This window comes from Ideonella sp. FW305-24 (assembly GCF_058788035.1).
In genome coordinates this window covers 433,258-457,243 of sequence record NZ_JBYTAI010000004.1, presented here as the reverse complement: position 1 = coordinate 457,243, position 23,986 = coordinate 433,258, and the positions used below count along the sequence as shown (strand labels likewise).

25 protein-coding genes are annotated in these 23,986 nt (G+C 67.7%); 9 read left to right on the top strand and 16 right to left on the bottom strand.

Annotated features, from left to right (window positions below; all coding sequences use genetic code 11):
- Positions 1 to 133 precede the first annotated feature (133 nt).
- From AC3WR5_RS14010 to AC3WR5_RS14000, 3 genes are all read left to right on the top strand, one after another.
- Positions 134 to 1,126: a Bug family tripartite tricarboxylate transporter substrate binding protein gene (locus AC3WR5_RS14010; RefSeq protein WP_492485287.1), complete on the top strand. Its 993-nt coding sequence runs from the start codon at positions 134 to 136 to the stop codon at positions 1,124 to 1,126.
- An 81-nt stretch (positions 1,127 to 1,207) separates the two neighbouring features.
- The gene (locus AC3WR5_RS14005; protein WP_492485285.1) at positions 1,208 to 1,852 is read left to right on the top strand and encodes a hypothetical protein; all 645 of its coding nucleotides are present in this window, start codon (positions 1,208 to 1,210) and stop codon (positions 1,850 to 1,852) included.
- A gap of 93 nt (positions 1,853 to 1,945) precedes the next feature.
- Positions 1,946 to 2,524 (top strand): methylated-DNA--[protein]-cysteine S-methyltransferase, encoded by a 579-nt coding sequence (locus AC3WR5_RS14000; RefSeq protein WP_492485283.1) that lies wholly within the window; start codon positions 1,946 to 1,948, stop codon positions 2,522 to 2,524.
- A gap of 25 nt (positions 2,525 to 2,549) precedes the next feature.
- Here AC3WR5_RS14000 and AC3WR5_RS13995 read toward each other — a convergent pair whose 3' ends face one another.
- Positions 2,550 to 2,909, bottom strand: coding sequence for a hypothetical protein (locus AC3WR5_RS13995; protein WP_141288303.1), 360 nt, complete (start codon positions 2,907 to 2,909; stop codon positions 2,550 to 2,552).
- An 8-nt stretch (positions 2,910 to 2,917) separates the two neighbouring features.
- Positions 2,918 to 3,241, bottom strand: a complete 324-nt coding sequence (locus AC3WR5_RS13990) for a hypothetical protein (protein WP_231011075.1) — start codon at positions 3,239 to 3,241, stop codon at positions 2,918 to 2,920.
- Positions 3,242 to 3,339: 98 nt separating this feature from the next.
- Between AC3WR5_RS13990 and AC3WR5_RS13985 the strand changes: the two genes are divergently transcribed.
- On the top strand, positions 3,340 to 4,332 hold the full coding sequence (locus tag AC3WR5_RS13985) for an LLM class flavin-dependent oxidoreductase (protein ID WP_492485280.1): 993 nt from the start codon (positions 3,340 to 3,342) through the stop codon (positions 4,330 to 4,332).
- 30 nt (positions 4,333 to 4,362) lie between these two features.
- Here the strand turns inward: AC3WR5_RS13985 and AC3WR5_RS13980 are convergent, their stop codons facing one another.
- From AC3WR5_RS13980 to AC3WR5_RS13960, 5 genes are all read right to left on the bottom strand, one after another.
- Positions 4,363 to 5,121 carry a DUF4397 domain-containing protein gene (locus AC3WR5_RS13980; protein ID WP_492485278.1) on the bottom strand — a complete coding sequence of 253 codons (759 nt, stop codon included), beginning with the start codon at positions 5,119 to 5,121 and terminating at the stop codon, positions 4,363 to 4,365.
- Positions 5,122 to 5,355: 234 nt separating this feature from the next.
- A complete protein-coding gene (locus AC3WR5_RS13975; RefSeq protein ID WP_141286855.1) occupies positions 5,356 to 6,066 on the bottom strand; it encodes a beta/alpha barrel domain-containing protein in 711 nt (236 codons plus the stop codon).
- Between the two features lie 22 nt (positions 6,067 to 6,088).
- Positions 6,089 to 8,011: an AI-2E family transporter gene (locus AC3WR5_RS13970; RefSeq protein ID WP_492485276.1), complete on the bottom strand. Its 1,923-nt coding sequence runs from the start codon at positions 8,009 to 8,011 to the stop codon at positions 6,089 to 6,091.
- Positions 8,012 to 8,047: 36 nt separating this feature from the next.
- Positions 8,048 to 8,800 carry a DUF4397 domain-containing protein gene (locus tag AC3WR5_RS13965; protein ID WP_492485275.1) on the bottom strand — a complete coding sequence of 251 codons (753 nt, stop codon included), beginning with the start codon at positions 8,798 to 8,800 and terminating at the stop codon, positions 8,048 to 8,050.
- 49 nt (positions 8,801 to 8,849) lie between these two features.
- Complete coding sequence (locus tag AC3WR5_RS13960; protein ID WP_492485273.1) at positions 8,850 to 9,518, bottom strand: DUF3313 domain-containing protein; 669 nt, start codon at positions 9,516 to 9,518, stop codon at positions 8,850 to 8,852.
- A gap of 204 nt (positions 9,519 to 9,722) precedes the next feature.
- Here AC3WR5_RS13960 and AC3WR5_RS13955 point away from each other — a divergent pair, with 204 nt between their 5' ends.
- Both AC3WR5_RS13955 and AC3WR5_RS13950 read left to right on the top strand, forming a co-directional pair.
- Positions 9,723 to 10,367 (top strand): TetR/AcrR family transcriptional regulator, encoded by a 645-nt coding sequence (locus AC3WR5_RS13955; protein WP_141286851.1) that lies wholly within the window; start codon positions 9,723 to 9,725, stop codon positions 10,365 to 10,367.
- A gap of 77 nt (positions 10,368 to 10,444) precedes the next feature.
- Positions 10,445 to 12,370, top strand: coding sequence for a B12-binding domain-containing radical SAM protein (locus tag AC3WR5_RS13950; protein WP_492485271.1), 1,926 nt, complete (start codon positions 10,445 to 10,447; stop codon positions 12,368 to 12,370).
- A 117-nt stretch (positions 12,371 to 12,487) separates the two neighbouring features.
- Here the strand turns inward: AC3WR5_RS13950 and AC3WR5_RS13945 are convergent, their stop codons facing one another.
- Complete coding sequence (locus AC3WR5_RS13945) at positions 12,488 to 13,171, bottom strand: expansin EXLX1 family cellulose-binding protein (protein WP_492485269.1); 684 nt, start codon at positions 13,169 to 13,171, stop codon at positions 12,488 to 12,490.
- A gap of 207 nt (positions 13,172 to 13,378) precedes the next feature.
- On the opposite strand from AC3WR5_RS13945, the gene AC3WR5_RS13940 reads away from it, so the two are divergent.
- Entirely contained in the window at positions 13,379 to 13,996 is a 618-nt protein-coding gene (locus AC3WR5_RS13940) for a flavin reductase family protein (protein ID WP_492485267.1), read from the top strand.
- A gap of 25 nt (positions 13,997 to 14,021) precedes the next feature.
- On the opposite strand, the gene AC3WR5_RS13935 is transcribed toward AC3WR5_RS13940, so the two are convergent.
- Positions 14,022 to 14,696 (bottom strand): class II glutamine amidotransferase domain-containing protein, encoded by a 675-nt coding sequence (locus AC3WR5_RS13935; protein WP_325655420.1) that lies wholly within the window; start codon positions 14,694 to 14,696, stop codon positions 14,022 to 14,024.
- Positions 14,697 to 15,072: 376 nt separating this feature from the next.
- Here AC3WR5_RS13935 and gshA point away from each other — a divergent pair, with 376 nt between their 5' ends.
- Complete coding sequence (gene gshA, locus AC3WR5_RS13930; protein WP_492485265.1) at positions 15,073 to 16,599, top strand: glutamate--cysteine ligase; 1,527 nt, start codon at positions 15,073 to 15,075, stop codon at positions 16,597 to 16,599.
- A gap of 33 nt (positions 16,600 to 16,632) precedes the next feature.
- On the opposite strand, the gene AC3WR5_RS13925 is transcribed toward gshA, so the two are convergent.
- The 7 genes from AC3WR5_RS13925 to yghU form a co-directional block, all read right to left on the bottom strand.
- Positions 16,633 to 17,082 (bottom strand): Hsp20/alpha crystallin family protein, encoded by a 450-nt coding sequence (locus AC3WR5_RS13925; protein ID WP_492485262.1) that lies wholly within the window; start codon positions 17,080 to 17,082, stop codon positions 16,633 to 16,635.
- 41 nt (positions 17,083 to 17,123) lie between these two features.
- Complete coding sequence (locus tag AC3WR5_RS13920; RefSeq protein WP_492485260.1) at positions 17,124 to 17,564, bottom strand: Hsp20/alpha crystallin family protein; 441 nt, start codon at positions 17,562 to 17,564, stop codon at positions 17,124 to 17,126.
- Positions 17,565 to 17,694: 130 nt separating this feature from the next.
- Positions 17,695 to 18,786, bottom strand: a complete 1,092-nt coding sequence (locus AC3WR5_RS13915; protein ID WP_492485258.1) for a S1C family serine protease — start codon at positions 18,784 to 18,786, stop codon at positions 17,695 to 17,697.
- A 54-nt stretch (positions 18,787 to 18,840) separates the two neighbouring features.
- Positions 18,841 to 19,149: a hypothetical protein gene (locus AC3WR5_RS13910; RefSeq protein ID WP_492485256.1), complete on the bottom strand. Its 309-nt coding sequence runs from the start codon at positions 19,147 to 19,149 to the stop codon at positions 18,841 to 18,843.
- On the bottom strand, positions 19,149 to 20,024 hold the full coding sequence (locus tag AC3WR5_RS13905) for a ParB N-terminal domain-containing protein (protein ID WP_492485254.1): 876 nt from the start codon (positions 20,022 to 20,024) through the stop codon (positions 19,149 to 19,151). The genes AC3WR5_RS13910 and AC3WR5_RS13905 overlap by 1 nt, the downstream gene beginning before the upstream one ends.
- A gap of 83 nt (positions 20,025 to 20,107) precedes the next feature.
- A complete protein-coding gene (locus AC3WR5_RS13900) occupies positions 20,108 to 20,743 on the bottom strand; it encodes a glutathione S-transferase N-terminal domain-containing protein (protein WP_492485252.1) in 636 nt (211 codons plus the stop codon).
- A complete protein-coding gene (gene yghU / locus AC3WR5_RS13895; RefSeq protein ID WP_492485250.1) occupies positions 20,740 to 21,612 on the bottom strand; it encodes a glutathione-dependent disulfide-bond oxidoreductase in 873 nt (290 codons plus the stop codon). The genes AC3WR5_RS13900 and yghU overlap by 4 nt, the downstream gene beginning before the upstream one ends.
- A 193-nt stretch (positions 21,613 to 21,805) precedes the next feature.
- On the opposite strand from yghU, the gene AC3WR5_RS13890 reads away from it, so the two are divergent.
- Positions 21,806 to 23,986, top strand: a complete 2,181-nt coding sequence (locus tag AC3WR5_RS13890) for a winged helix-turn-helix domain-containing protein (RefSeq protein ID WP_492485248.1) — start codon at positions 21,806 to 21,808, stop codon at positions 23,984 to 23,986.

Here is a 23,986-nt window from a genome sequence, read left to right as displayed (position 1 = left end):
CGCCGGATGAAACTGCCCGGCGGCGGCGCCTGGCATTGTGCCCCTGCGCCAGGCCAATGGCCCTGGCAGCCGCTATGCTCGCCCACGGCCGCCATGCGAAGCGGCAAGTCGCTGCAAAAAGAGGAGATCCACCATGCGCCCCACCCTGTCCCGCCGCCGCCTGCTGCAGGCCGCCCTGCCGCTGCTCGCCGTGCCCGCCTGGCCGCTGGCGCAAGCCCAAAGCACCTATGCCGGCGGCAAGCCGCTGCGCCTCTTGGTGGGCTTCCCCGCAGGCGGCGGCACCGATGCCATCGCCCGCATCCTGGCCGAGCAGCTGAAGGACGAGCTGGGCGTGCCGGTGGTCGTGGAGAACAAGCCCGGGGCCGGTGGCCAGCTCGCCGCGCAGTCGCTGAAAACCGCCGCGCCGGACGGCAGCACGCTGTTCCTCAGCCACGACCACACGATTTCCATCCTGCCGCAGGTCGTCAAGACCCCCGGCTTCGAGCCGGCCAGGGACTTCGTGCCCGCTGGCGGCTTCGCCACCTTCGTCAACGCCTTTGCCGTCTCGGGTGGTACGCCCGCGAAGAGCTTCAACGACTACGTCGCCTGGGCCAAGGCGCAAGGCGGCAAAGGCTCGGTCGGCATCCCGGCGCCGGCCTCGGTGCCCGAGTTCCTGGTCAAGGTCATCGGCCAGAAATACCAGCTGGACCTGGTGCCGGTGCCCTACCGCGGCAGCGCGCCGATGATGGCCGACATGCTGGGCAACCAGATCCCCGCCGGCACGGGCTCCATCCCAGATTTCATCGAGAACCACAAGAGCGGCAAGCTGCGCGTGGTCGCCGTGCTTGGCAACACCCGTCAGGCCGTGATGCCCGACGTGCCCACCTTCGCCGAACTCGGCCTGGCCGGCTTCGAGGACGTGCCCTACTACGGCATCTTTGCCCCCGCCGGCACGCCCAGGCCCACGCTGGACCAGTTCTCCGCAGCCCTCGCCAAGGTCATCGCCCAGCCCGCCGTGCACGAACGCCTCACCGCGATGGGCCTGACGGTCGGCCACATGAGCCCGGACGCACTTGGCGCCCGCGAGAGGGCCTACACGGCAAGCTGGACCCGCATCATCAAGGCGAGCGGCTTCCAGCCGCAATAGTCACCGAATGACTTCAACCCATTGGTAACATGCATTGGGCCAATCATTCGACGGGTGAATCCTGTTCATTTATTGCGTCTCGTGACATTCATCTATAAACCTGACATCAGGAGGACCGCTTTGAAAAATGTCCCAATTTCGCTCTTGCTAGCGATATCGGCGGCTTGCAGCTTGACTACATCGGCTTCCGGTGCTGATGTGGCCGCCACCGAACTCGCTACCATCTACAGTAATTTCGGTGATGAACCCGAGAGTTATGACTGCTATACTGGATGGGCGATTGCGGGCTCAGATCTCAATTCAGACGGCGCGTACAGTATGGCGATGCCATTCACTTCGTCTACGGATGCAGTCGTCAAAAAGATCAAGGTTCCGCTATTTCATATCTCGGGTACCAACACGGCTGTTATCAGCCTCAGGGCAGATCTCGACGGACTGCCTGGCGCCGTACTTGCAAAAGTTCAAATCGGCAAGATTCCCGATGGCGCAGATTGCCGCGAACCGAAAACGATGAAACTCGCGGAGGGTATACCAATCAATGCGGGGAAACGGTATTGGGTCGCAGTTTCAACACCTAAGAGCGCTACTGACACGTACGAGGGCTGGAACTTTAGCGGTTACAGTACAAGCGGACCCATCGCATATGCTTATAATGGCGCCTGGAGTCGCTACACCGATTATCCCAGCGCTTTCAAAGTACTAGGAACGCTATCTGTGCCTGATTGACCGGCAGCGTTCAACGCTTCGCAAGCGTTCCCACACAAAGCGGGCAAAGAGCGGCCAGAGCCGGTCAGATGCACTCATCCTTTAATACCCGCAATGCGTCAAGACACTTCATCCTGCGGCATCGCCCTGTTCGACACGCCCGTCGGCGCCTGCGGCCTGGCCTGGGGTGACGACGGGCGGCTGAGAGGGTGCCACCTGCCAGAAGCCGATCGGGCCCACACGGCGCGCCGCCTGCGCCACCAGTTTCCGGAGCTGCCGTGGCATGACACGCTGCCGCCGGCGATGGCGGTGGTCGCCCGGCGCTGGGTGGCGGTGCTGACCGAAGGCAGCCGGGACACGCTGGCGGATGTGGCCTTGAACTTCGACGGGCATGCGCCGTTCCATGTCCAGGTGTGGCAGCTCGCCAGGCAGATTCCGCCGGGGCAGACGCGCAGCTACGGCGAGATGGCCAGGTTGCTGGATCAGCCGCCGGCCATGGCGCGTGCGGTGGGTCAGGCGCTGGGCCGCAATCCGTTTGCGCCCATCGTGCCGTGCCATCGCATCCTGGCCGCAGGCGGGCTGGCTGGCGGTTTCTCGGCCAGCGGCGGCGTGCCGCTGAAGCTGCAGTTGCTGCAGTTGGAAGGTGCTGGTCTCGGGGCAGCGGCTTCACCGGACCAGCCGGGGCTTTTCTGAGCGCTGCCGGGCCGGCAGACCCGCTTCAATCCACCGATTCTTCGGCCTCGATCACCAGCTTCTGCCGGCGGGTGCCGGGGCCGATCTGCGTGACGGCGCGGATGCGCAGGGCCTGGCCGGCGGGCAGTTCGCGGCGGCAGTGGTAGTCCAGCGAATCGGTGCTGGTGCCTGGGTGGGTGGGCAGGCGGCGGGACCATTCGCGTTTGCCGTCCAGCTCCACGCTGAGGGCGTGCCAGGCTTGGGCATCTTGGGCCGGGTTGCGCACGACGAAGCGCACGTCGATCTCGAACACGCGGTGCTGCAGCAGCACGGCCGGGATGGTGAGCACGGCGACATCGCCGTCGCCGGCATCGAGCGCCCAGCGCTCGGGTCGGTTGGCAGGCATGCAGGGGCTCAGCGTGGCTGACGGGGCAACACGGGGGCGTTCGCGTCGACAGCCGCCGGCACCTCGCGGGCCTGGATGTCGACCACCTCGGCGCTGTTTGCGGACGGCTGGCGGCCGGTGGCCCAGCCGGGCATGCCACGGGCACCGCGGCCCCAGCGCAGGTTCATCGGCGATGGGCGCCGGCCGCGCAGCAATGCCCACAGCAGCAGGACCAGGCCCAGCGTGAGGCCCACGAGCAGCAGCACCGCCACAAACACCAGGCCGGCCAGCGCCAGCACCACACGCCGGATGGCCAGCGCCACGCGGGCCAGGAAGAGAGACAAGGAGGACATGGGACGGGATTTTGAAGCCTGCGCGGCCTTGCGCCGTGCAATGGCCGCAAAAACCGTCCGCCAGCCAAGGGCAGGCCGACAGGGCCAAGATGGGCGCCATGATTCCTCTGTCCGTACTCGACCTCGCCCCCATTGCCGAAGGCAGCAGCGCCCGCGAAGCGCTGCAGCACAGCCTGGACCTGGCCCAGCATGCCGAAGCCTGGGGCTACAAGCGCTACTGGCTGGCCGAACACCACAACATGGACGGCGTGGCCTGCTCGGCCACTGCGGTGCTGATCGGCCACGTGGCCGGCGGCACCACGCGCATCCGCGTAGGCTCCGGCGGCGTGATGCTGCCCAACCATGCGCCGCTGGTGATTGCCGAGCAGTTCGGCACGCTGGCCACGCTGTATCCGGGTCGCATTGACCTCGGGCTGGGCCGTGCGCCGGGGACCGATGGCCCGACCGCCCGCGCGCTGCGGCGCGGGCCGATGGCCACCAGCGAAGACGATTTCCCGCGCGAGGTGCAGGAGCTGATGGCCTACCTGGACGACGCCAAGCCGGGCCAGGCGGTGCGCGCCATTCCCGGCATGGGCACGCAGGTGCCGGTGTGGCTGCTGGGCTCCAGCCTGTTCAGCGCGCAGCTCGCCGCCTGGCTGGGCCGGCCGTTCGCGTTTGCCTCGCATTTCGCGCCAGACATGCTGCTGCAGGCACTGGACATCTACCGCGACAGCTACAAGCCCTCGGCCGAATGGCCAAAGCCACATGCGATGGTGGGCGTCAACGTGATCGCGGCCGACACGGATGCCGAGGCGGCGCGGTTGTTCACCTCGATCCAGCAGCGCTTCCTGGGCATGCAGCGCGGCCAACGCGGCCCGCTGCCGCCGCCCATCGATCCAGCCGAGATGGAAGCCATGTGGCAGCCGCACGAGAAGCACAGCGTGCAGCGCATGCTGGCGGCCAGTGCGGTGGGCAGCGCAGAGACGGTGCGCGAGAAGCTGCTGGCCTTGCAGAAGGAAACCCGGGCCGACGAGTTCATCGTCGCCGGGGCCTTGCATGCGCACAGCGCGCGGCTGCGTTCCTACGAGCTGCTGGCGCAGGCCTGGCGCTGAGGGCACAGGCCTGCACCAGCCGGTGCTGGCTTACAGCGTGTTGGCGATGAGCAGGTTGTCCTGCGTGCTGCCATGGCGCACGTCGAGCAGCTGCACGTTCAGGCCGTCGTCGCTGGGCAGGCTGATCAGCAGTTCGTCGTCGTCATCGCCCACGGTCATGCTGGCGCTGTAGAACGCCGTCTTCGAGCCGGCGGGCGTCAAGCGGACCTGGTAAGTGCCGCTGCCGATGAAGACCGAGTTGGCGCCTGAGGCCGGCACTGCGGCCTGGCTGGCCACCGAAGCCATGTTCGGCGAAACGGTGGCGAGGTCGGTGCCGGGCGGCGTGATGTAGACGTCATAGGTACCCGTCAGCGGCGAGCCGTTCAGGATGCGCACGCGGGCACGGTTGGAGTCCACCGGCTTGTCATACGGGTCCGAGATCGTCATCAGCTTGTAGCCGGTGCCGTCAGGCAGCGCGACCAGTGTGTAGTTGGTGGCGTTTTCGGTGTTCAGCGAGGTCGTCGCCAGCACGGTGCCGACAGTCGAGTCGTGGATCGCCCAGTCGGAGGTCACGCTGGGGGTGTCGTAATACTTGGAGGTACCTTCATAGGCCTGAACGCCAGCACTGGTCTCGTAGTTGCCCTTGCGATAGAGGGTGAGGCTCGGGCTGCCAGGCGCAGCGTTGATGAAACGGGCCTGGGCCGAGCCCAGGTTCAGCGAATCGGCGGTGTCACCGCCGCCGCAGGCGGACAGGGCAGACACGGCAAGCAGGGTGCAGCCCAGCAGGGCGAGTTTGGAGCGAATGGTCATGGGACAGCCTCTCGTTGTGATCACGGTTGAACAGCGCAGGCGCGGTGTTCGCAGTGCTGGAAGTAGACCGTTGACGCCACCCGCTGGCGTGTGAGCTGCTGCCGCGCAGCCTTGTAGGCGCAGGCCGGCAATCCGTGTTTCCGCTTGTGTCCTGCTGCGCCGCCGGCCAGCCGGTCCACTGCCTGGCAGTGCCCGGCTTCGGCTGGTGATGGTGCGTGCGGGCTACGTCGTCGTTCAATCTTCCAGGCCAGCACCCGAAGCTTCGCCAGGCCGGGCCTTCGAGGAATTTCTCGGCATCGCCGCCTCCATCACGGACCGAGCGCGCGTCCAGTTGGCCAAGCCAAACGCCGCCAGCCTCTGGCTCGCAGCGTCGGGCTGATCGGGCCGGTAGACATGGTGGTCGAGCGCAAACCGCAGCGGGAGCACATCCAAGGGGCAGTTGCCCGCGGGCCAGATCTCGACGCCCTCGGGCAAGAAGGGTTCGAAGTCCATCAGCGCTCGGCGGGTGATGTCATCCGCGAGGTGCAGCCGAACAGCCTGCGCACCCGACTGGATCGCCTGCAAAGCTTCTCGCAATGAATAGACCTGCGGCACCACGAAAAGGCGCAGGCGCAGCCCGAGCAGCAGCAACTCGGGCTCGAAGGCCTGCACCCCCACCACGCGCCCGCCCACGCGAGCGATGTCCCGCACCTGCGACGCATCATTGACACCGGTGGCGCCGACCACGCAATCGGCTGGCAAGGCACGGACCAATTGCTGCAGCGTGGCCAGCGTGGCCAGACCCGCCCATGGCACTGCCATCACGCGAAACCCGGCGGCGTACAGCGCCGCCCCGGTTCGAGCGGCGTCCTGGGCGCGCAGCCCGGGCAGCGTGACCAGCAGCGGCAGGCCCGAGGGCCAGGACTGCGGCGCCCACGGCGTCATCTCGTTCAACAGTCGGTCCAAGGTCTGCTCCTGCGTCACGGATTCACATGTGAAGGTGGGTCTGCGGCGCGGCGAGGGGCGCCACGCCGCCCACCGAGTGGGCGAGAACCTCGCCAGCAATGCGCTCGAAGGCGTGGCCCATGCTGTCGACCGATTCGCGCAGCGCGTTGCCCAGCGACTCGGCCTCCGGCCCGGGCAGCAGCAAGGCAAATCGAGCGGCCTCCGGGGCGACCGCGCCCAGGCGTTCGCACAAGGCATCACCAGGTGCATGCTCACCACGGGCTGCCATGCTGACGATGCAGACGGTGCCGATGGCCGAAGCCGGCGGCTGCGCCGTCTGCAGCGAGTGCAGGTCCGACGCGGTCAGGTGGTAGGCGTCCAGGCCGAGGTGGCGCAGGATGCGCACCAACAGCTCGGTGGCCAGCTCGTCACCTGGCAGACCCATGCCGACGCAAACGACGACGCGCGCCGCAGCCGACGCGGGTCCAGGGGCCCCCAGGGTCCGTGCGCGCTGGCGCGCCAGCCGTTTGTGACGCAGCAGCAGGCCCGAACTCAGGCCCTCCACCTCTGCCTCCGGCCTGGGTCGGCTGCCGGCCAGGCCAGGCTCGCGCCGCGCACCGTCCAGCGCCTCCACCACGTCGACCACGGCCGAACGAATCTTGGCCTGCTGGCGCAGGCTGATGGCGCCGGCTTCGAAGTCACGCCCGCCCAGCTGCATCGCGGGCATCAGCACCGCGTCGCAATAGACGGCCAGCGTGCGGCGCTTCATGAAGCCTTTTGCGTCGCCGATGATCTCGTCGGAGTCGCCGGACAGGGCCCGCTGGTAGAACTTCTGCGCCATCGTCAGCGCAGGGCCGTTGCCCAGCAGGATGTCCAGGAAGCCCAGCGAGCTGGCATGGCGCCCGGCCACGGCCAGGCACAGCGTCAGCGGTGTGGAGATGAGCACGCCGACAGGTCCCCAGAGCAGGCCCCAGAACAGCGTGGCCAGGACAATCGACAGCGGTGAAAGGCCGGTGGCCCGGCCATACAGCCGGGGCTCGATGAATTGCGAGGTGATGAGCTGGACGGCCGCAAAGGCTGCCCCGGTCATCAGCACCAGGTGCCAACCCGCGGAGGCGCCCAGCGCCAGTCCCATGGCCAGCAGCGCCGCCAAAGGCACGCCGGCGAACGGCACGAAGCGCAGCACCACGGTAGAGGCGGCGGCGAGGAAGGCGTCGGGCAGGCCGATGAGCGACAAGGCCACCCACACCACCCCACCGACCCCCAGGTTGACGACGAACAGCCGGGCCAGGTAGCGCGACAGCCGCTCCGTCGCATCGTCGATGGCCGCCGTGGTGACGCGCAGATCGGCCTGACCGATCAGGCGGATGAACCGGTCCCGCAGTGACTCCCGCTCAAGCAGCACGAAGACCATCACGATGCCCACCACCGCCGCGCTGACCAGCGGGCCCCACAGCCAAGACAGCAACTGCTGCAGGCGTCGAAGCGGCGTGCTTGTCGGAGGCGCCGCAGGGCCCCCGGCAGAAGCCTGGAAAGGCTGGCCCGTGCCGCTGTCCGCCTGCTGCGCGTCCAGCAGCGCGTCAGCCGCGTCCCAGGTCTTCTGCAGCGGCAGCAGCGCGCCCGAACGCAAGGCATCCAGGTTGGCGCTCAGGGTCGCCTGGTAGGCAGGCAGGCGCTCGGCCATGTGCAGGGCATGCGTGCCCATCAGCACCAGCAGCCACGACACCACCAGCACCACGGAAGCCACGGCCGCGAACACCGCCGATCGCGGCCCCAGGCGCCAACGCCGCAGGGTGCGCACCCAGGGTGTCACGGCGAAGCTGAGCACGACGGCCAGCGTCACCGGCACCAGGATTGCCCGGCCGAAGTGCAGCAGCGCCAGCGCCGCGGCGAGCGCCAGGATGACGACTGCAGTTTGCAGCACGGGCGGCACCGCGCGCGGGGTGGCGGCGGCAGGGTGGGACATGGTGCGCGGCCTCGCGGTTCATGCGGTTGCGGTGCGTCAGGCCTCGTTGGGAATCTCGGTGTTCGACTGGGTCTTGCCGGCCGGGATGTCCAGGATCTTGACCTCGCCGCTGGCGGCGCCTGGCAAGGTGATCAACAGCACGTCGTCGTCGTTGCCCAGCTTGACGGTGCCGGAGAAGAAGACGGACTTCGAACCTGCGCCGGTGAGGCGGATCTGGTATGTGCCGTTGCCGATCATGAAGGAATCTGCGCCCGAGGCAGGGCGGGGCATCTGGCCGGCGACGCCGGCCATGGCGGGCGTGGCGCTGCCAATGTCGGCGCCCACCGCGGTGATGTAGACGTCGAAGCTGCCAACCTCCGGCGTGCCGTTGACGATGCGCACGCGGGCCCGGTCGGAATCCAGCGGCTTGTTGTAGGGGTCGGAGATCTGCAGCAGCTTGTAGGCGCTGCCGGAACCCGGGAGGGCCACCAGCGTGTAGAGCGTGCCGTTCTCGACGCGCATGGACGTGACGCCGAGCTGCGTGCCCGTGATGGCGTCGCGCGCGCTCCAATCAGAGGTCACGTTGACGGTGTCGTAGTACTTCGATGCACCTTCATAGGCCTGCACACCGGCCTCGTTTTCCATGTCGTCCTTGCGATAGAGCGCAAGGCTGGGGCTGCCCGGCACGGCGTTCAAGAAACGCACCTGGCCGGGGCCGATGTTCAGGGATTCGGCGGTATCGCCACCGCCGCAGGCGGCAAGGGCGAGGACGGTGCCGCCGAACAGGGCGACTTTGGAGAGGAAGTTCATGCTGGTGTCCTTGAAATGAGGAGGCAATGCCAGGAAAGAGGTGCAGGAATCAGTTGTCCTGGAGGTAACTCACCAGTTCGTCTGCCCCGCTGCGGATGCCGGTCTTGGCGGCGTTCAAAGCCCCCATGCCCGCCTTGAGGTCCCAGGCTCCGGGGTATTGCTTGGAGACATAGGCCGCGAGCAGCACCTGGGTGTTGGCATCGAAGACCTCGACGGCATAGGTCACCGAGCCGGTGAACGCCCCCTCCTTGCCACGCGCGGCCTGCACCGCGTTGTAGGGGCCGCCTACCAGATCGAAGCGCGACAGCGTGCTCAGCACCGCGGTACTGCTCTTGGCGCCCGTGAGCGTCAGCTGGATGCGCAAGGCCTTGCCAGGCGCACCGGATGCATGGCGGGCGTAGTCATCGAGCCGGTCGGAAAACTGGCGTTGCATGTAGGCCGCCAGTTCGCGCCTGTCGGATTTGGCGATGTCTTCGAACTGGTTGTCGGCGCCGCGATAGATGACCACCGGATCCAGGCTGACGCTGCCGTAGCGCTTGAGCGCCACCCCGGACTGATAGGCCAGCGGGATGCGCCCCGTCTCATCGAGGATGTTGCGGCGCAGCTGTTCGGATGAGGCGATGCCGGCGTATGGCACCGGTTGGGTGCCGGCACAGGCCGTCAGCCCAACGCACAGCGCGAGCGCGGCGCCTGAAAACCAAGGGTTGGAAAGTGACATGGCGGTTCCTGGGTGAGGTCGCATTGAGGGAGCGGTCAACGGAAGACAAGACCACGAAGCTGCGGAGTCGACCTGTTGGCTGCTCGCCAGCGCTGCCAGCCATTCACCGACGAAATCAAAACCGATCCGTACGGTTCATTATTGATTTGCTTTTCCGGCGCGTCAAGAAAAAAGTACCATCCGGTTCACTTTTGAGGAGCAAGGATGAAGGTACGCACGGAGGCGCGCCGCAGCGCCATCGTTCTGGCGGCGGCGGAGCTGTTCCAGGAGGTGGGCTACGAGCGGGCCTCGATGAATGAGCTGGCTCGCCGTTTTGGCGGCTCCAAGGCCACCTTGTATGGGTACTTCCCGTCCAAGGAAGCGCTGTTCGTGGCCGTGGTCGAGACCCTGGCCACTGCCAACCTGGCAGACGCGGTGGATGACCTGGCGCAGGTCGATGAAAAGTCCATCCCGCTGAAAGAGCAGCTCACGCGCTTTGGTGAACGCATGCTGCACGTGCTGGTCAACGACGAGAAGGCCATCGCCGTCTACCGCATGGTCGTCGCGGAATCCGGCCATTCGGTGGTGGGCCAGCTGTTCCACGAATCCGGCCCTGCGCAGAGCATCGAGGCCATTGCCAAGCTCGTCTCCGCGGCCATGGCACGCGAGGAATTGCGCCGGACCGACCCCAAGGTCATGGCCCAGCAGTTCTTTGCGCTGCTGACGGCCGAAATCAACAATCGGGTGTTCCAGAACCCGCCGCCACCGGTGTCCGAGACCGAGGTGCGCGCCAAGGTCCACCGGGCGGTGGAGATGTTCCTGATGGGCGCAGTTCCCCGCCAGGGCAAGGCCGAACAAGCGGGCCGGTAGCCGGCTGGCACAATTCGGGCGAACCGCAACTGCGGCCTGGTGACCTGGGCCACCCCCTCGTTGCCCTGTGCCCGCCCATGTCCGCCGCTTCCGAGTTCAAGGTGTTGAGCCTCATCCCGCCGATGACGCAGCTCAACACGCCCTACCCGTCCACCGCCTATCTAACCGGCTTCCTGCGCTCGCGCGAGATCGAGGCCGTGCAGGAAGACTTCGCGCTGGCGCTGGTGCTGCGGCTGTTTTCGCCCAGCGGGCTGGAGCAGGTGCTGGCCGCCTGCCAGGTGCTGCCCGAAGCGCGCCGCTCGGCGCAGGTGCGGCACTTCATCAACGAGTTCCGGCGCTACCGTGCCTGCATCGCATCGCTGATCCGCTTCCTGCAAGGGACGGACGCGACGCTGGCGCACCGCATCGTCACCCGCTTCTGGCTGCCCGAAGGTGCACGCTTCGCGAGCCTGGAACACTACATCGACGACGGCAGCGGCGACCCATTGCACTGGGCCTTCGGCGCGCTGGGCCTGCAGGACCGCGCCCGCCACCTGGCCACGCTGTGCCTGAACGACCTGGCCGACGTGCTGCGCGACGCGGTGGACCCACGCTTCGAGTTCGTGCGCTACGCCGAGCAGCTCGCCACCAGCCAGCCGCATTTCGACCCGCTGGCCGAAGCGCTGGCGCAGCCGCCCAACCTGCTGGACGACACGCTGGCCGCGCTCACGCGCGAAGCAATGACACGCCACCAGCCGCAGCTGGTGCTGCTCTCGGTGCCCTTCCCCGGCGCTGTATATGCCGCACTGCGCATTGCGCAGACCATCAAGCGCGAGTTCCCCGGCGTGGCCATTGCGCTGGGCGGCGGCTTCGTCAACACCGAGCTGCGCGAGCTGGGCGAGCCGCGGCTGTTCGACTTCGTCGACTTCGTGACGCTGGACGCCGGCGAGCGCCCGCTATTGGCCTTGATCGAGCATGTCAAAGGCCAGCGCTCGCGCCAGCGCCTGGTGCGCACCTTCGTGCGCGACGCAGACAGCGGCGAGGTCCGCTACGTCAACATGATGGAGGCCGACGTGGCCTTCGCCGAGGTCGGCACGCCCACCTGGGACGGGCTGCCGCTGGGCCAGTACCTGTCGCTGCTGGACATGCTCAACCCGATGAACCGGCTGTGGAGCGACGGCCGCTGGAACAAGCTCACCGTGGCCCACGGCTGCTACTGGAAGAAGTGCAGCTTCTGCGATGTGAGCCTGGACTACATCTCGCGCTACGAAGGGGCTTCGGCCAGCGTGCTGGCAGACCGCATCCAGCAGATCGTCGCCGAGACGGGCCAGACCGGCTTCCACTTCGTCGACGAAGCCGCGCCGCCCAAGGCCTTGAAGACGCTGGCGCAGGAGTTGATCCAGCGCGAGCTGGGCATCTCCTGGTGGGGCAACATCCGCTTCGAGAAGACCTTCACGCCAGACCTCTGCCAGCTGTTGGCCGACAGCGGCTGCGTGGCGATCTCGGGCGGCCTGGAAGTGGCCTCGGACCGGCTGCTGCAGCTGATGAAAAAAGGCGTGTCGGTCGAGCAGGTCGCGCGCGTGACCAAGGGCTTTGCCGATGCCGGCATCCTGGTGCACGCCTACCTGATGTACGGCTTCCCCACGCAAACGCTGCAGGACACGGTGGACGCGCTGGAATACGTGCGCCAGCTGTTCGAGAACGGCTGCATCCACAGCGGCTTTTTCCACCGCTTCGCCTGCACCGTGCATTCACCCGTTGGCCAGCAGCCGGCGGACTACGGCATCACGCTGCTGCCGCTGCCGGACGGCAAGTTCGCGAAGAACGACGTGGGGTTCCTGGACCCCACCGGCACCGACCACGACGCCCTCGGCCGCGGCCTGAAGAAGGCCATCTACAACTACATGCACGGCAACATGCTGGAAGAAGACGTGCGCGCCTGGTTCGACGAGGTCAAGGGCAAGGTGCCGCGGCCGACCGTGGGCCGGCAGCGCATTGCCAAGGCACTCGCCGAGCGGGCCTGAGAGCGCCCCCAGACCTGCCGCTTCGCGTCAGGCCCCCCGAGGAGGATGAGAAAACCTGGGGCGACCCTTCGTTTTCTCATGAGGCTGACACGGGAAGCGAAACGCCCTGGATGATCATCAAGGCGCGTAGACCGGGAACTGCTTGCCGGTCTCGATCTCCACGCCGGTCTGCAGCGGCACGTTCGGCACCACCACCACCTGCTTGTTCACGTCCGTCAGCCGGAAGTCGTACGGGCCGGGGCCCATGCCGTCCTGCTTGACGAAATAGTTGTAGTCGGTTCGCGCCACCGTGGTCCACGCGCCCCCTTGCGCGCTGAGGCGGTACTGCAGCTTGTTGATGCGGTAGCGATGGTGCCGCACCTGCACCGCCGTGTAGTACTGGCTGGAACCGTCGGCAATGAAAAGCTGCATGCTGGGCTGGTCGTACGGCACGTATTTCCAGCTGATGTTGATGATGCCCTGCGCCGGATCGGCGATCTGCTTGAAGGCTTCGGCAGAGAGGTCCAGGTTGCCCGCGGGACATCCGGGGCACTGGTCGTCGATCCGCACCTTCACCGTCTGCCCGGTGTCGCTGTTCTTCACCAGCACGTAGCCGCCACAGGCCTTGGAGCCCTGGTAATCGGTCCCGTTGATGGCAGCGGTGTACACGTCGCCTGGCACCGGCAGCATGCAGTTGCCCCCGCCGCTGTAGCCGTAAAAGGTGGCCTGCCCGGTCTTCGCCGCGCAGGCGGGTGCGGTCGCCAGGCCCAGCACGGCAAAGCCAGTCAGCAGACTGGCGCGAAACAGCGTCTTGGTGTTCATGTGATCCCTCCGGGCCATGGCCGGCACATGCGCGGCCCGGCGCGATGATCCGGGCGCAGACTCCGCGGCGTCAATCATCGCCACCCCAGCCTGCAGCCCGGCATTTCAGGCGCTGCCCCGTGCGCCGAAGCCGAGCGCTTACATTCATTCAATTCCTTACACCCTCCGTGTCGCAGAGCACACACTGCCCACCTGGATGCGCACCTCATGCACGACCTCCATTTCTACGAGACCGCCAAAGGCCACGGCCTGCCGCACGACCCGTTCAACGCCATCGTCGGTCCGCGGCCGATCGGCTGGATCTCCTCGATTTCCGCGGCCGGTGTGTTGAACCTGGCGCCCTACAGTTTCTTCAACGGCTTCAACTACACGCCGCCCATCGTCGGCTTTGCCAGCGTGGGCGAGAAGGACAGCCTGCGCAACATCCGCGCAACCGGCGAGTTCTGCTGGAACCTGGCGACCGAGCCGCTGGCCGAGGCGATGAATGCCTCGTCAGCCATGGTCGCGCCCGAGGTCGACGAGTTCGGCCTGGCGGGCTTGACGCCGCTGGCCTCGCGCCTGGTCAAGCCGCCACGCGTGGCCGAAAGCCCGGTCAGCTTCGAGTGCAAGCTGACGCAAATCGTCCAGCTGCAGAGCGCCGCGGGCGAACTGGTGCCGACCTGGCTGATCCTGGGCGAGGTGGTGGGCGTGCACATCGCGCAGCGCCTGCTGGTGAACGGCGTGTACGACACGGCGGCCGGCCAGCCCATCCTGCGTGGCGGCGGCCCGGCGGACTATTTCCGCATCGGGCCGGAGCAGAAGTTCAAGCTGCGGCGGCCGGGCTGACTGACCGATTGACGGCAGCGGGCGCTCAGCCGCGCTGCATCACCAGCTTGACCTTGCGGCCGGTCAGCCATTGCCAGGCCTTGCGGGCCACGCGACGCCAGGCCGGCGTCTGCAGGTCCCAGAGCGGGGCCCAGGCGTGAGTGTTGGAGACTTCGATGCCGGGCATCACGCCGTTCCATTCGCGCGGCTGCACCACGTGCCAGTCGCGGCCCAGGCGCACCGCGCCTTCGCGGTCCAGCAGCACCACCATCGAGCCCTTGATGGCCGGGGTGATCAGGCGGTTGAAGCCTTCGCTGCGCATCATGCTGGCCACTTGCGCATCGCTCAGGCCGTCGAACATGCAGGCCAGCATGCGGGCCAGCTCGGAGGTGTCGCTGCGGCGGGTGTCGGTGGGAGCCAGGTGTTCGATGCTGCCGTTGTGCATCAACATGAGGCCTTCGCGCACCTGGTAGGGGTGGGCCATCTCATGGTTGACATGGCCGTAGGTGGCCTTGCGCAGGTGCAGGTAGACCTCGCAGTCCAGCGGCAGGCCCTGGTTCAGCGCCAGCAACTCGTTGAGCTGCATGCCCTTGGTGGTGGCGAGGTGGCCGCTGCCGTCGAGGTAGAAGAAGCCCCAGCCGTCGTGGTTGCCACGCCAGGCGTTTTCAAGGAAGTCGGCGGTGATCTGCCGGCCCCGGGGCTTTTTGATGATCAGGCACATGGCGGTTCAGGCGGAAGCTCGGTCCAATGCTGACATTGAAGCAGGGCAAGCGAGCGTGCACACACCGAAAAAGCTAGCAAGTTCGGGGCCGACAATTGCTTTTGGGCAACAGTCTGCTGGCCGACCCCCCGTGCTGCGAAAAGCCTCATCGGTGCACCGAGGCAAATCGCTTTCCACATTTGGAGCAGCCTTTGCACGGCTGCTCGCGGCAACCCCAGCCTGGCGAGGCCTAATCGGGTTGCCATGCGGTGGCCTTGAAATTGGCGTCCAATGACGCACTTTCCGGGCAAGCTGCCATCCCAGTGCAACGCGACAGCGGCCGACTGGATGACCGCCAAGTCGGCTTTGAACTAGAAAATCTGCCGAGGAGGCATCGGTGAGCTTTGAATCCCTGCAACTGAAACTGCAAGCGCTGAGCGCGGCCCGCCTGGCCGGCATGCGCCGCGGCATTGAAAAAGAGAGCCTGCGCACCCAGGCCGATGGCCAGCTCGCCGCCACGCCGCACCCTGCCGCTTTGGGCGCCGCGCTCACGCACCCGCACATCACGACCGACTTCAGCGAGTCGCAGGTCGAACTGGTGACCGGTGCCAACACCACCGTGGGCCAGACGCTGGACGAGCTCGCCACGCTGCACCAGCTGAGCTACCGCGCCATTGGCGACGAGCGCCTGTGGGTGGCCAGCATGCCCGGCCGGCTGCCGCCGGATGCGCAGATTCCCATCGGCCAGTACGGCCGCTCGAACGTCGGCCAGGCCAAGACCGTCTACCGCCACGGCCTGAGCCACCGCTATGGCCGCCGCATGCAGACGATCTCCGGCATCCACTACAACTGGTCGCTGCCAGGGCTGTCGAACGACGAATACTTCGGCCTGATCCGCAATTTCCGCCGCCATTCCTTCCTGCTGCTGTGGCTGTTCGGCGCCTCGCCCGCCACCAGCACCGACTTCGGCGCCGGCCTGCAGCATGGCCTGGATGCGATGGGCACCGACACGCTGTACCTGCCCTACGCCACCTCGCTGCGCATGGGCCGCCTGGGCTACCAGAGCGATGCCCAGGCCAGCCTGCGCGTCAGCTACAACCACCTGGCCGGCTACGGCGCCTCGCTGCAGGACGCGCTGACCCAGCCCTACCCGGCCTACGAAGCGCTGGGCGTCAAGAGCGCCGACGGCCGCTACCAGCAGCTCTCGACCTCGCTGCTGCAGATCGAAAACGAGTTCTACGGCACGATCCGCCCCAAGCGCACGATCCAGAGCGGCGAACGCCCGCTGCATGCGCTGCGCCAGCGCGGCGTGGAATACGTCGAAGTGCGCTGCATGGACCTGGACCCCTTCGAGCCGGCCGGCATTGGCGCGCAGACCTCGCATTTCCTCGACGCCTTCCTGCTGCACTGCCTGCTCAGCGACAGCCCGCAGGACACACCCGAGGAAGTCGCGGCGCTGGCCCGCAACCAGCACCGCACGGCGGCCCGCGGCCGTGAACCCGGCCTGCTGCTGGAACGCGGCGAACAGACGCTGACGCTGACCGACTGGGCCGCCGAGCTGCTCACGCAGATGGGCCCGATCGCCGATCTGCTGGACCAGCGACTGGCCGGCGACGGCAGGCCGCACCAGGCCGCGCTGGCCGCCGCCCGGCAGATGCTGGGCAACCCGGCGCTGACGCCTTCGGCCCGCGTGCTGGCGGCCATCCAGGCCCGGCCGGACGCATCGTTCGTCGGCTGGGTGCGCGAGCGCTCGGACGCCGTTCGCACCCATTTCCTGGCCCAGCCGCTGCCCGCCACTGCGGCCGACCGCTGGGCCGCGATGGCCCGCGAGTCGCTGGCCGAGCAGGCCCGCATCGAAGCCGCCGAAACCCAGAATTTCGACGACTTCCTGAAGGACTACCTGTCGCCCAGCCAGCTCGGCTGAGCGGGGCTGGGCGAGCCTGCAGGCTTTTGCCGGTCAGCCGGCTTGCACCTGGATGCGCCGGGGCTGCGCATGCTCGGCCTTGGGAATGCGCAGGCGCAGCACGCCGTTGGACAGGTCGGCGGCAATCTTGCCGGTGTCCAGTTCCTTGCTGAGCGTGAACACCCGGTGATAGCGGCCCAGACTGACCTCGCTGTGACTGGACCGCAGGCCTTCGGGCACCGTCAGGCCGGATTCGGCCTCGATGGTCAGCGTGTCGGCCGTGACCTGCAGGTTCAGCTTGTCACGCGACACGCCGGGCAAGTCCGCATACAGCGTGATGCCCTGCGAGTCCTCGATGACATCCACCGGCGGAGTCAGCGCGGCGTCGCTGTAGTTCGCCTTGCCTTGAGACTGGTCCTGCGGCCTGTCCACCGCCTGGTTGCCGGGGCGGGTTGCAAGCGACGAGCTGTTGGGCGTTTTGGACGAAAGATTGAAGCTGTTCATGATGGTCAATCTCCTGGATGCTGAAGTTCAGGAAAGACGGCTCACTGCACCGTGATGCGGCGCGGCTGCGAGGCCGCACGGCGCTGCACCGTGATGTGCAGCACACCGTCCTTGCAACGCGCCTGCACGGCTTCCGGATCGGCATCTTCCGGCAGGGTCAACACGCGCCGGAAGCTGCCGGCAAAGCGCTCGTTGATGTGGACCGCGGACTTGCTGTCACCGGCCTCGGCCAGTGAGTTCTTGCGCTCGCCAGCAATCGTCAGCAGCCCGCGCTCGAGTTGCACCTCCAGTGTGGCCGGGTCCAGGCCCGGGGCGAATGCATAGATCTCGACGGTCTGCGGCGTGCCGCCGACGTTCAAGGCCGGGAAACTCTGGCGGCCGAAGCCGCGGATGCTGGGAGACAGGTCGAAGGCCTGCTGCATGTCGCGTTGCAGGCGATCCAGCTCGGCGAACATGTCGCGGGGAAACAGGGATCGATACATGGCGAAACCTCCATTCGTTCTTGCGTCAAACAAGGGTGGAACGAAGCGCCGAAGACTGGCCCCCAGCGCTTCTGGCTCCAAAACTAGGAGCGCCGCGCCAGGTTTTCAAGAGACTTTTTTCGAGATTTTTTCAGTCGTCGGATTCGGCCAGCGTGACCGTCAACTTGCGGGTCGCGCCGCTTCGCCAGACGCTCAGCGTGCAGCTGTCGCCGGGCTGCAGGCGCTCCAGCGCGGTCAGCATGTCGTCCTGCGTCTCGACCGGCTCGCCATCGACCGCGGTGATCACGTCGCCGGCCAGGATGCCGCCGTCGCCCCGGCTGAAGGCCTTGAGCCCGGCCTTGGCAGCCGGGCCGTTGCGCTGCACCCGCACCAGCGCCACGCCCTTGGGCAGGCCCAGCGCACGGTTGATCTCCGGCCCGCCGCCGGTCACGCCCAGCGAAGGCCGCACCATGCGGCCGTCGCGGATCAGCCGCGGCACGATGCGGTTGACCTCGTCCACCGGGATGGCAAAGCCGATGCCGGCGCTGCCGCCGGACGGGCTGTAGATCGCCGTGTTGACGCCGATCAGCCGGCCGGCGGAATCCAGCAGCGGGCCGCCGGAGTTGCCGGGGTTGATGGCCGCATCGGTCTGGATCGCGCCCTTGATCGTGCGATGCGTGACCGACTCGATCTCGCGGTTCAGTGCGCTGACGATGCCGGTGGTCAGCGTCTGGTCCAGGCCGAATGGATTGCCGATGGCATAGACCTTCTGGCCAACCTGCAGGTCGCGGCTGGTGCCCACGGTCACCGGCTTGAACTTGGCCACAGGCGCCGGGATCTTCAGCACCGCGATGTCCCGGTCCGGGAAGGCGCCTACCAGCTCGGCCTTGTAGCTGGACTGGTCCGCCAGCGTGACCCGCGCGCCGCTGGCGCCCTGGATCACGTGGAAGTTGGTGACGACGTGGCCCTGCGTGTCCCACACAAAGCCGGTGCCAGTGCCCTGTGGCACCTGCTGGACGTTGAGCGAGAAGAAATCGCGCTCCAGCCCCAGCGCGGTGATGTTCACCACCGAGGGCGACACGGCCTTGAAGACCGCGATGTTGTTCAGTTCGTCGGCACCGAGCACGCCGCGCGGCGTCACCGGCCGGGGTGGTGCGTCAGGCTTCGCGTGAGCCGGCGAGGTGGCGAGTGGCAGCGCCAGTGCGGCAGCGTAAGCAAGGCAGGCGAAGCGATTCGGGCGCATGGCAGACAGCGGTTGTGGCAATGGCCCGGGATGTTAGGCAAGCCCACGCTGATTTCAATCCTCCGCGGGCCCGCCGAACACCGCCAGGAAGGCCTCGGCGAAACGCGCTGAAACCGCCAGCGTCAGCGTCACCGCATGCCACTGCCCTTCGACGCTGACCTGCAGGTCCTCGTCCCAGTCCATGCCGTCGTCCAGCGGGCCATGGCCGTGCGGGAAATGCTGGCGGGCCCAGTCCAGCACCTGCCGCACCTCGGCCAGCACGGCGGCGTGCTGCGCGGCCGAGGTGGACGCCAACGCTTCCAGCGTGCTCACGCCTTCATCGTTGTCGCTGAGGTCGAAGCTCAGGTAACGCAACGCGGGCATCAGAACGGCGACGAGGTGTCGCCGCCGTTTTGGGCAGCGTATTGCAGCTGCGAGTGCAGCTCCGCGACCTGCTGGCGCAGCGCGGCGTTTTCCGCGGTCAGCGCGGCCACGCGCTGGCGCAGCGAGTCGACGTTGTCGTCGGTGTCGTCCGCGGGCAGCGTGGGTGCTGCGGCTGCCGGCATCACTGCCACCTCGACGGGTGTCTTGCGCTTGGCATCGCGCACGCGCTTGGCGGCCTGCTTCAGCTCGTCCTTGCCTGCATTGGCCGCGGCGACCTGTTCCTCGGCCGGCAGGCTGGCCACTGCCGCCGCGGCGCTGAGCGACAGCGTGCCGGCGCGCACCGCAGCGACCAGCTCGGGCGCCGCCTGCTTCTGGATCTTCTCGATCATCACCACCTGGCTGCTGCTCAGGCGCGCGGCCTTGGCCAGCGCCTCGCGGGTCTCCAGCGTGTCGGCGGGCTTGGGCGTGGGCACGCTTTCGGGCGGCACGAAGCGCTCGTCGCCCACCGGAGCCTTGAATTCCGCCGCCGGCTCGGCCTGCTTGCGCAGCCGCCGGACGGCGACGATCTCGCGCTTGCGCAGCGCCAGCACGCCGCGCTGGAAGTCCGAAACGCTGCGCCGGCCCAGGTGCTGGTCAATCATCCACAGGTGCACGTCTTCCAGGCTCTGGAAACGCGTGTTCTGCACCGTCTGGAACGGCACGCCGTGCTGCTGGCAGATGCCGTAGCGGTTGTGCCCGTCCACCAGCACATTGCCCCACAGCACCAGTGCGTCCCGGCAGCCTTCGGCCAGGATGCTGCGTTCCAGCGCTTCATGTTCTTCCGCAGTCAACGGGTCGATGTAAGCCTTGAGTTCTTCGTTGACGACGATGTCCATGTGCGCGATGTGAGGGAAAACAGGGAAAAGGGGCGCGATTGTAGGGAGGCCGGCCGCAATGCCCGCAAGGGATGGAGAGCAGCTTACAAGGACATTGACGGCCGCAGCGCCATCGCTGCCCGCCAGCGCAGCAGGTGCGGGTGCTGCTCGCCGGGCTTGTGCTTCACGACCCGCGCGAAGTCCACGGCGACGACCGCGGTGATGTCGGCCAGGCTGAAGCGCTCGGTCGCGATGAACTCGCGCCCGGCCAGGCGCTGGTCCAGGTCCACGAAGAACTGCTGCACCCGGGCCAGGCCGCGCGTCGCCAGTTCGGGGATCTGCGCATGGTCCACCGGGCCCGGCAGCGCGCGGTTGACCATGGCCGGCGAGCTGTTGCGAAAGGCCTCGGCAATCGCCATCAGCCCCTCGAACTCGATGCGCCACTGCCAGCTGGCAATCTCGGCCTTCTCCTGCGGCGTTCTGCCCAGCAGCGGCGGCTGCGGAAACGCGGCTTCGACCCACGCGGCGATGGCCGCATTGTCGGTCAGCAGCGGGCCGCCTTCCTCGGTGCGCAGCGCCGGCACGGTGCACTGCGGATTGATGCGGCGATAGGCCTCGCCCATCTGCTCGTTGGCCCGCAGGTCAACCTGCACCGTCTCGTGGGCCACGCCCTTCTCGGCGAGCAGGATGCGCGCGCGGCGCGGGCTGGGGGCGGTGGCGCAGTCGTAGAGCGTGATCATGCGGCGCCCAGCTTGTCTTGTGTCCTGGTGTCGAAGTCGCTGGCTTCGTGCCGTTCGTGCAGCTGGCTGGACGGCTGGCCCCAGGTGCGGTTGACCATGCGGCCGCGCTGCACGGCCTGGCGCAGCGCAATCTCGTCGGTCCAGCGCAGCACATGCCTGTATTCGTGCACCTGAAGGAACTCGCCGGCCTCGTAGAGCTGGCCCTTGACCAGCGTGCCGTACCAGGGCCACACGGCCATGTCGGCAATCGTGTAGTCGTCGCCCGCCAGGTAGTGGTGCTCGGCCAGGTGGCGGTCCAGCACGTCGAGCTGGCGCTTGACTTCCATCGCGTAGCGGTCGATCGGGTATTCGAACTTGGCCGGCGCGTAGGCATAAAAATGCCCAAAGCCGCCGCCGAGGAAGGGCGCACTGCCCATCTGCCAGAACAGCCAGGACAGGCACTCGGCCCGCGCGCTGCCGCCAGCCGGCAGGAACGCGCCAAACTTCTCGGCCAGGTACTGCAGGATGGCGCCGGACTCGAACACACGAACAGGCTCAGGCCCGCTGCGGTCCATCAGCGCCGGGATCTTGGAATTCGGGTTGACTTCGACAAAGCCGCTGCCGAACTGCGCGCCTTCGTTGATCGGGATCAGCCAGGCGTCGTACTCCGCGCCGGCATGCCCCAGCGCCAGCAGCTCCTCCAGCATCACCGTGACCTTCACGCCATTCGGCGTGGCCAGCGAATACAGCTGCAGCGGATGCCGTCCCACGGGCAGCGGCTTGTCATGCGTCGGCCCCGCAATGGGTCGGTTGATGCCGGCGAACTTGCCGCCGTTCTCGCGCTGCCAGGTCCAGATGGCGGGTGGGGTGTAGTTGGACGAATCGGCCATGCAGCAAGCTCCGGGAGAAGGCTTTGAATCCGGCGCAGTGTATGCAGCCGCCCTGCCGCCTGCTGCTGCCCGGTCTTCGCCCCCACCGCAGGGCCAGCCTTTACCGCAGTACGTCGCATCAGCCCTCAATGGGCAGCGCACGCTCGCTTAAAGTCCGACTTTTGAATGTTTTGTGAAGAAGGCGGAGGGCGGGTTGCAGGACTTGGATGGGTTGACCGAAGCCGCGCCCGCATCGCCGCCCAACGCCGTCTGGCGCATCGGGCATTTCGTGTTCGACCCGGCCGCGCGCACGCTGACGGCCGATGGTGCCGATGCCCACAGCGAGCGCATTTCCGGCAAGGCCGCTGCGGTGCTGCTGAGGCTGGCGGAGCACGCCGGCAGGGTGGTCAGCCGCGAGCAGTTGATCGCCGAAGTCTGGGCCGGCAACAGCTACACCGGCTCCAGCGGCCTGACGCACACCGTCTCGCAGCTGCGGCGCAGCCTGCGCAAGGCGCCGGCGGCCGAACCGGTACGACTAGACGGCGAGGCCGACGAAGACACCGGCCCGATCGAGACGATTTCCAAGTCCGGCTACCGACTGCTGTGGCCGGCGGTTCAGGTCACCGGGGAAGAAGCGGAAGCGCCGGCGCCCGCCCGCAAGTCGAAGCTGCCCTGGCTGGCCGGTGGAGTCTCTGTGCTGCTGGTCATGGCCCTGGCGCTGGCCTGGCAGGCTCGCCACGGCGCGAACACCGTCGCGCAGCGCTCGCTGAGCGCCATCACCACGCTGGAAGGCATCGAGGAGTCGCCCGCTTATTCACCGGATGGGCACTCGCTGGCCTATGTGTGGCGGCGCACCGGCGTACCGCCGCGGCTGCGCGTGGTCGACCTGCAGCGGCCCGAGGCGCCTGCGCGTGAGCTGACCGATCCGCAGGACCGCCTCTACCGGCCGGTCTGGGTGGACACCCATCACCTGGCCTACCTGCAAGGCCAGCACGGTGAAAGCTGCCGCGTGATGCTGGTGGACCTGCGCGACGACAGCCGGCGCGACCTGGCCGAGTGCCACTACCTCACCGGCGCCGCCACGCTGGCCGCTTCGCCGGACGGCCAGTGGCTGGCCTTCTCGCGCCGCTCCTCCAGCGCACCTGGCGGCCTGGCGCTGATGCTGCACCACATGGCGGACGGCCAGGAACGCGTGCTGGCGCAGGCCGGCGAAGGCCTGGGTTATGGCGAGATGGCCTGGTCCCACGACGGCCGCCACCTCGCGGTGCTGCAGCTGAAGGACACCGTGGGCGACCTGGTGCGCTTGGACGTGCGCAGCGGCGAGGCGCTGCGGCTCACGCGCGAAACGGCGCCGATCTGGGCGCTGGCCTGGCGGCAGGGCGACCGAGACCTGGTCTTCTCGGCCGGGCTGGCCGGCGACTTCGCGCTCTGGCGCGTGGACGCCGACGGCGGCACGCCCAGCCGCTTCGCGCGCATCGACAACGTCGGCAGCCTGGCCGCGATCCCCGACGGTTCCGGCGACGTGGCCGCCAGCGTGCTGCGCTACGACGACCACATCGAGCTCTACACGCTGGCCGACGGCGCGCTGCGCAGCAGCATCCGCTCCAGCGGCCGCGACCTGTATGCCGACGCCTGCCAGGACGCCGAACACCCGATCTTCGTGTCCTTCCGGGCGCGGCGCATCGGCGTCTGGTACCGCGACGGCGCCAACGCCGAGGCCCGCGAGCTGCCCTTGCCCGCCGGCACGCCCGAGCCGCCCGCCTGCAGCCCCGATGGCCGCCGCTACGCCACCGTGCTGAGCCCGAGCGACGGACCGAACCAGCTGGTGATCGGCGACTTGAACGGCGGCGCAGCACCGACCGTGATCCCCGTGCAGGCCGAGGTCGCCAGCCCGAGCTGGGGCCTGGACGGCCGCACGCTCATCGTCTACAGCACCCGCGAGAACCACCCCGAACTCTGGCGCTTCGACCCCGCCACGCAAACCTTCAGCCGGCTGACCGACGACCACGCCCACTTCGGCCGCGAAGTGATGCTCGGCACGCAGCGCTGGCTGTACTACGCCAGGGAAGAACAGCGCGGCCTGTGGCGCCGCCGGCTGGACGACAAGGGCCGCCCCGTCGGCCCAAGCGAGCTGGTGCTGGACGACCTGGCGCAACAGGACTGGGGCAACTGGGCCTGGCACGACGGCGAACTCTGGCGCATCTCGCGCAGCGCCGCTGGCGACCAGCTCATCCGCCGCGACGCCACCGGCCACGACCACGCCCTGCTCACCCTGCCCAGCGCCTCCATCGGCCCGTTCCGCTCACTGGCCATCGACAAGGCCGGACTGGCCTTGGTGACCCGCCACGGACCGACGCAAGGCGACCTGGTGCGCGTGCCGGCGGACGGACAGTGA

Excerpts from the sequence above, each read along its gene's own strand:
- AC3WR5_RS13905 (WP_492485254.1), bottom strand. The coding sequence starts at position 20,024 with ATGGACATCGTCGTCAACGAAGAACTCAAGGCTTACATCGACCCGTTG.
- AC3WR5_RS13995 (WP_141288303.1), bottom strand. The coding sequence starts at position 2,909 with ATGCCTGCCAACCGACCCGAGCGCTGGGCGCTCGATGCCGGCGACGGC.
- AC3WR5_RS13955 (WP_141286851.1), top strand. The coding sequence starts at position 9,723 with ATGAAGGTACGCACGGAGGCGCGCCGCAGCGCCATCGTTCTGGCGGCG.
- AC3WR5_RS13970 (WP_492485276.1), bottom strand. The coding sequence starts at position 8,011 with ATGTCCCACCCTGCCGCCGCCACCCCGCGCGCGGTGCCGCCCGTGCTG.
- AC3WR5_RS14000 (WP_492485283.1), top strand. The coding sequence starts at position 1,946 with ATGCGTCAAGACACTTCATCCTGCGGCATCGCCCTGTTCGACACGCCC.
- AC3WR5_RS13940 (WP_492485267.1), top strand. The coding sequence starts at position 13,379 with ATGCACGACCTCCATTTCTACGAGACCGCCAAAGGCCACGGCCTGCCG.
- AC3WR5_RS13985 (WP_492485280.1), top strand. The coding sequence starts at position 3,340 with ATGATTCCTCTGTCCGTACTCGACCTCGCCCCCATTGCCGAAGGCAGC.
- AC3WR5_RS13935 (WP_325655420.1), bottom strand. The coding sequence starts at position 14,696 with ATGTGCCTGATCATCAAAAAGCCCCGGGGCCGGCAGATCACCGCCGAC.
- AC3WR5_RS13960 (WP_492485273.1), bottom strand. The coding sequence starts at position 9,518 with ATGTCACTTTCCAACCCTTGGTTTTCAGGCGCCGCGCTCGCGCTGTGC.
- AC3WR5_RS14010 (WP_492485287.1), top strand. The coding sequence starts at position 134 with ATGCGCCCCACCCTGTCCCGCCGCCGCCTGCTGCAGGCCGCCCTGCCG.
- AC3WR5_RS13915 (WP_492485258.1), bottom strand. The coding sequence starts at position 18,786 with ATGCGCCCGAATCGCTTCGCCTGCCTTGCTTACGCTGCCGCACTGGCG.
- yghU (WP_492485250.1), bottom strand. The coding sequence starts at position 21,612 with ATGGCCGATTCGTCCAACTACACCCCACCCGCCATCTGGACCTGGCAG.
- AC3WR5_RS13910 (WP_492485256.1), bottom strand. The coding sequence starts at position 19,149 with ATGCCCGCGTTGCGTTACCTGAGCTTCGACCTCAGCGACAACGATGAA.
- AC3WR5_RS13900 (WP_492485252.1), bottom strand. The coding sequence starts at position 20,743 with ATGATCACGCTCTACGACTGCGCCACCGCCCCCAGCCCGCGCCGCGCG.
- AC3WR5_RS13990 (WP_231011075.1), bottom strand. The coding sequence starts at position 3,241 with ATGTCCTCCTTGTCTCTCTTCCTGGCCCGCGTGGCGCTGGCCATCCGG.
- AC3WR5_RS13945 (WP_492485269.1), bottom strand. The coding sequence starts at position 13,171 with ATGAACACCAAGACGCTGTTTCGCGCCAGTCTGCTGACTGGCTTTGCC.
- AC3WR5_RS13950 (WP_492485271.1), top strand. The coding sequence starts at position 10,445 with ATGTCCGCCGCTTCCGAGTTCAAGGTGTTGAGCCTCATCCCGCCGATG.
- AC3WR5_RS13920 (WP_492485260.1), bottom strand. The coding sequence starts at position 17,564 with ATGTATCGATCCCTGTTTCCCCGCGACATGTTCGCCGAGCTGGATCGC.
- AC3WR5_RS13965 (WP_492485275.1), bottom strand. The coding sequence starts at position 8,800 with ATGAACTTCCTCTCCAAAGTCGCCCTGTTCGGCGGCACCGTCCTCGCC.
- AC3WR5_RS13980 (WP_492485278.1), bottom strand. The coding sequence starts at position 5,121 with ATGACCATTCGCTCCAAACTCGCCCTGCTGGGCTGCACCCTGCTTGCC.
- AC3WR5_RS13925 (WP_492485262.1), bottom strand. The coding sequence starts at position 17,082 with ATGAACAGCTTCAATCTTTCGTCCAAAACGCCCAACAGCTCGTCGCTT.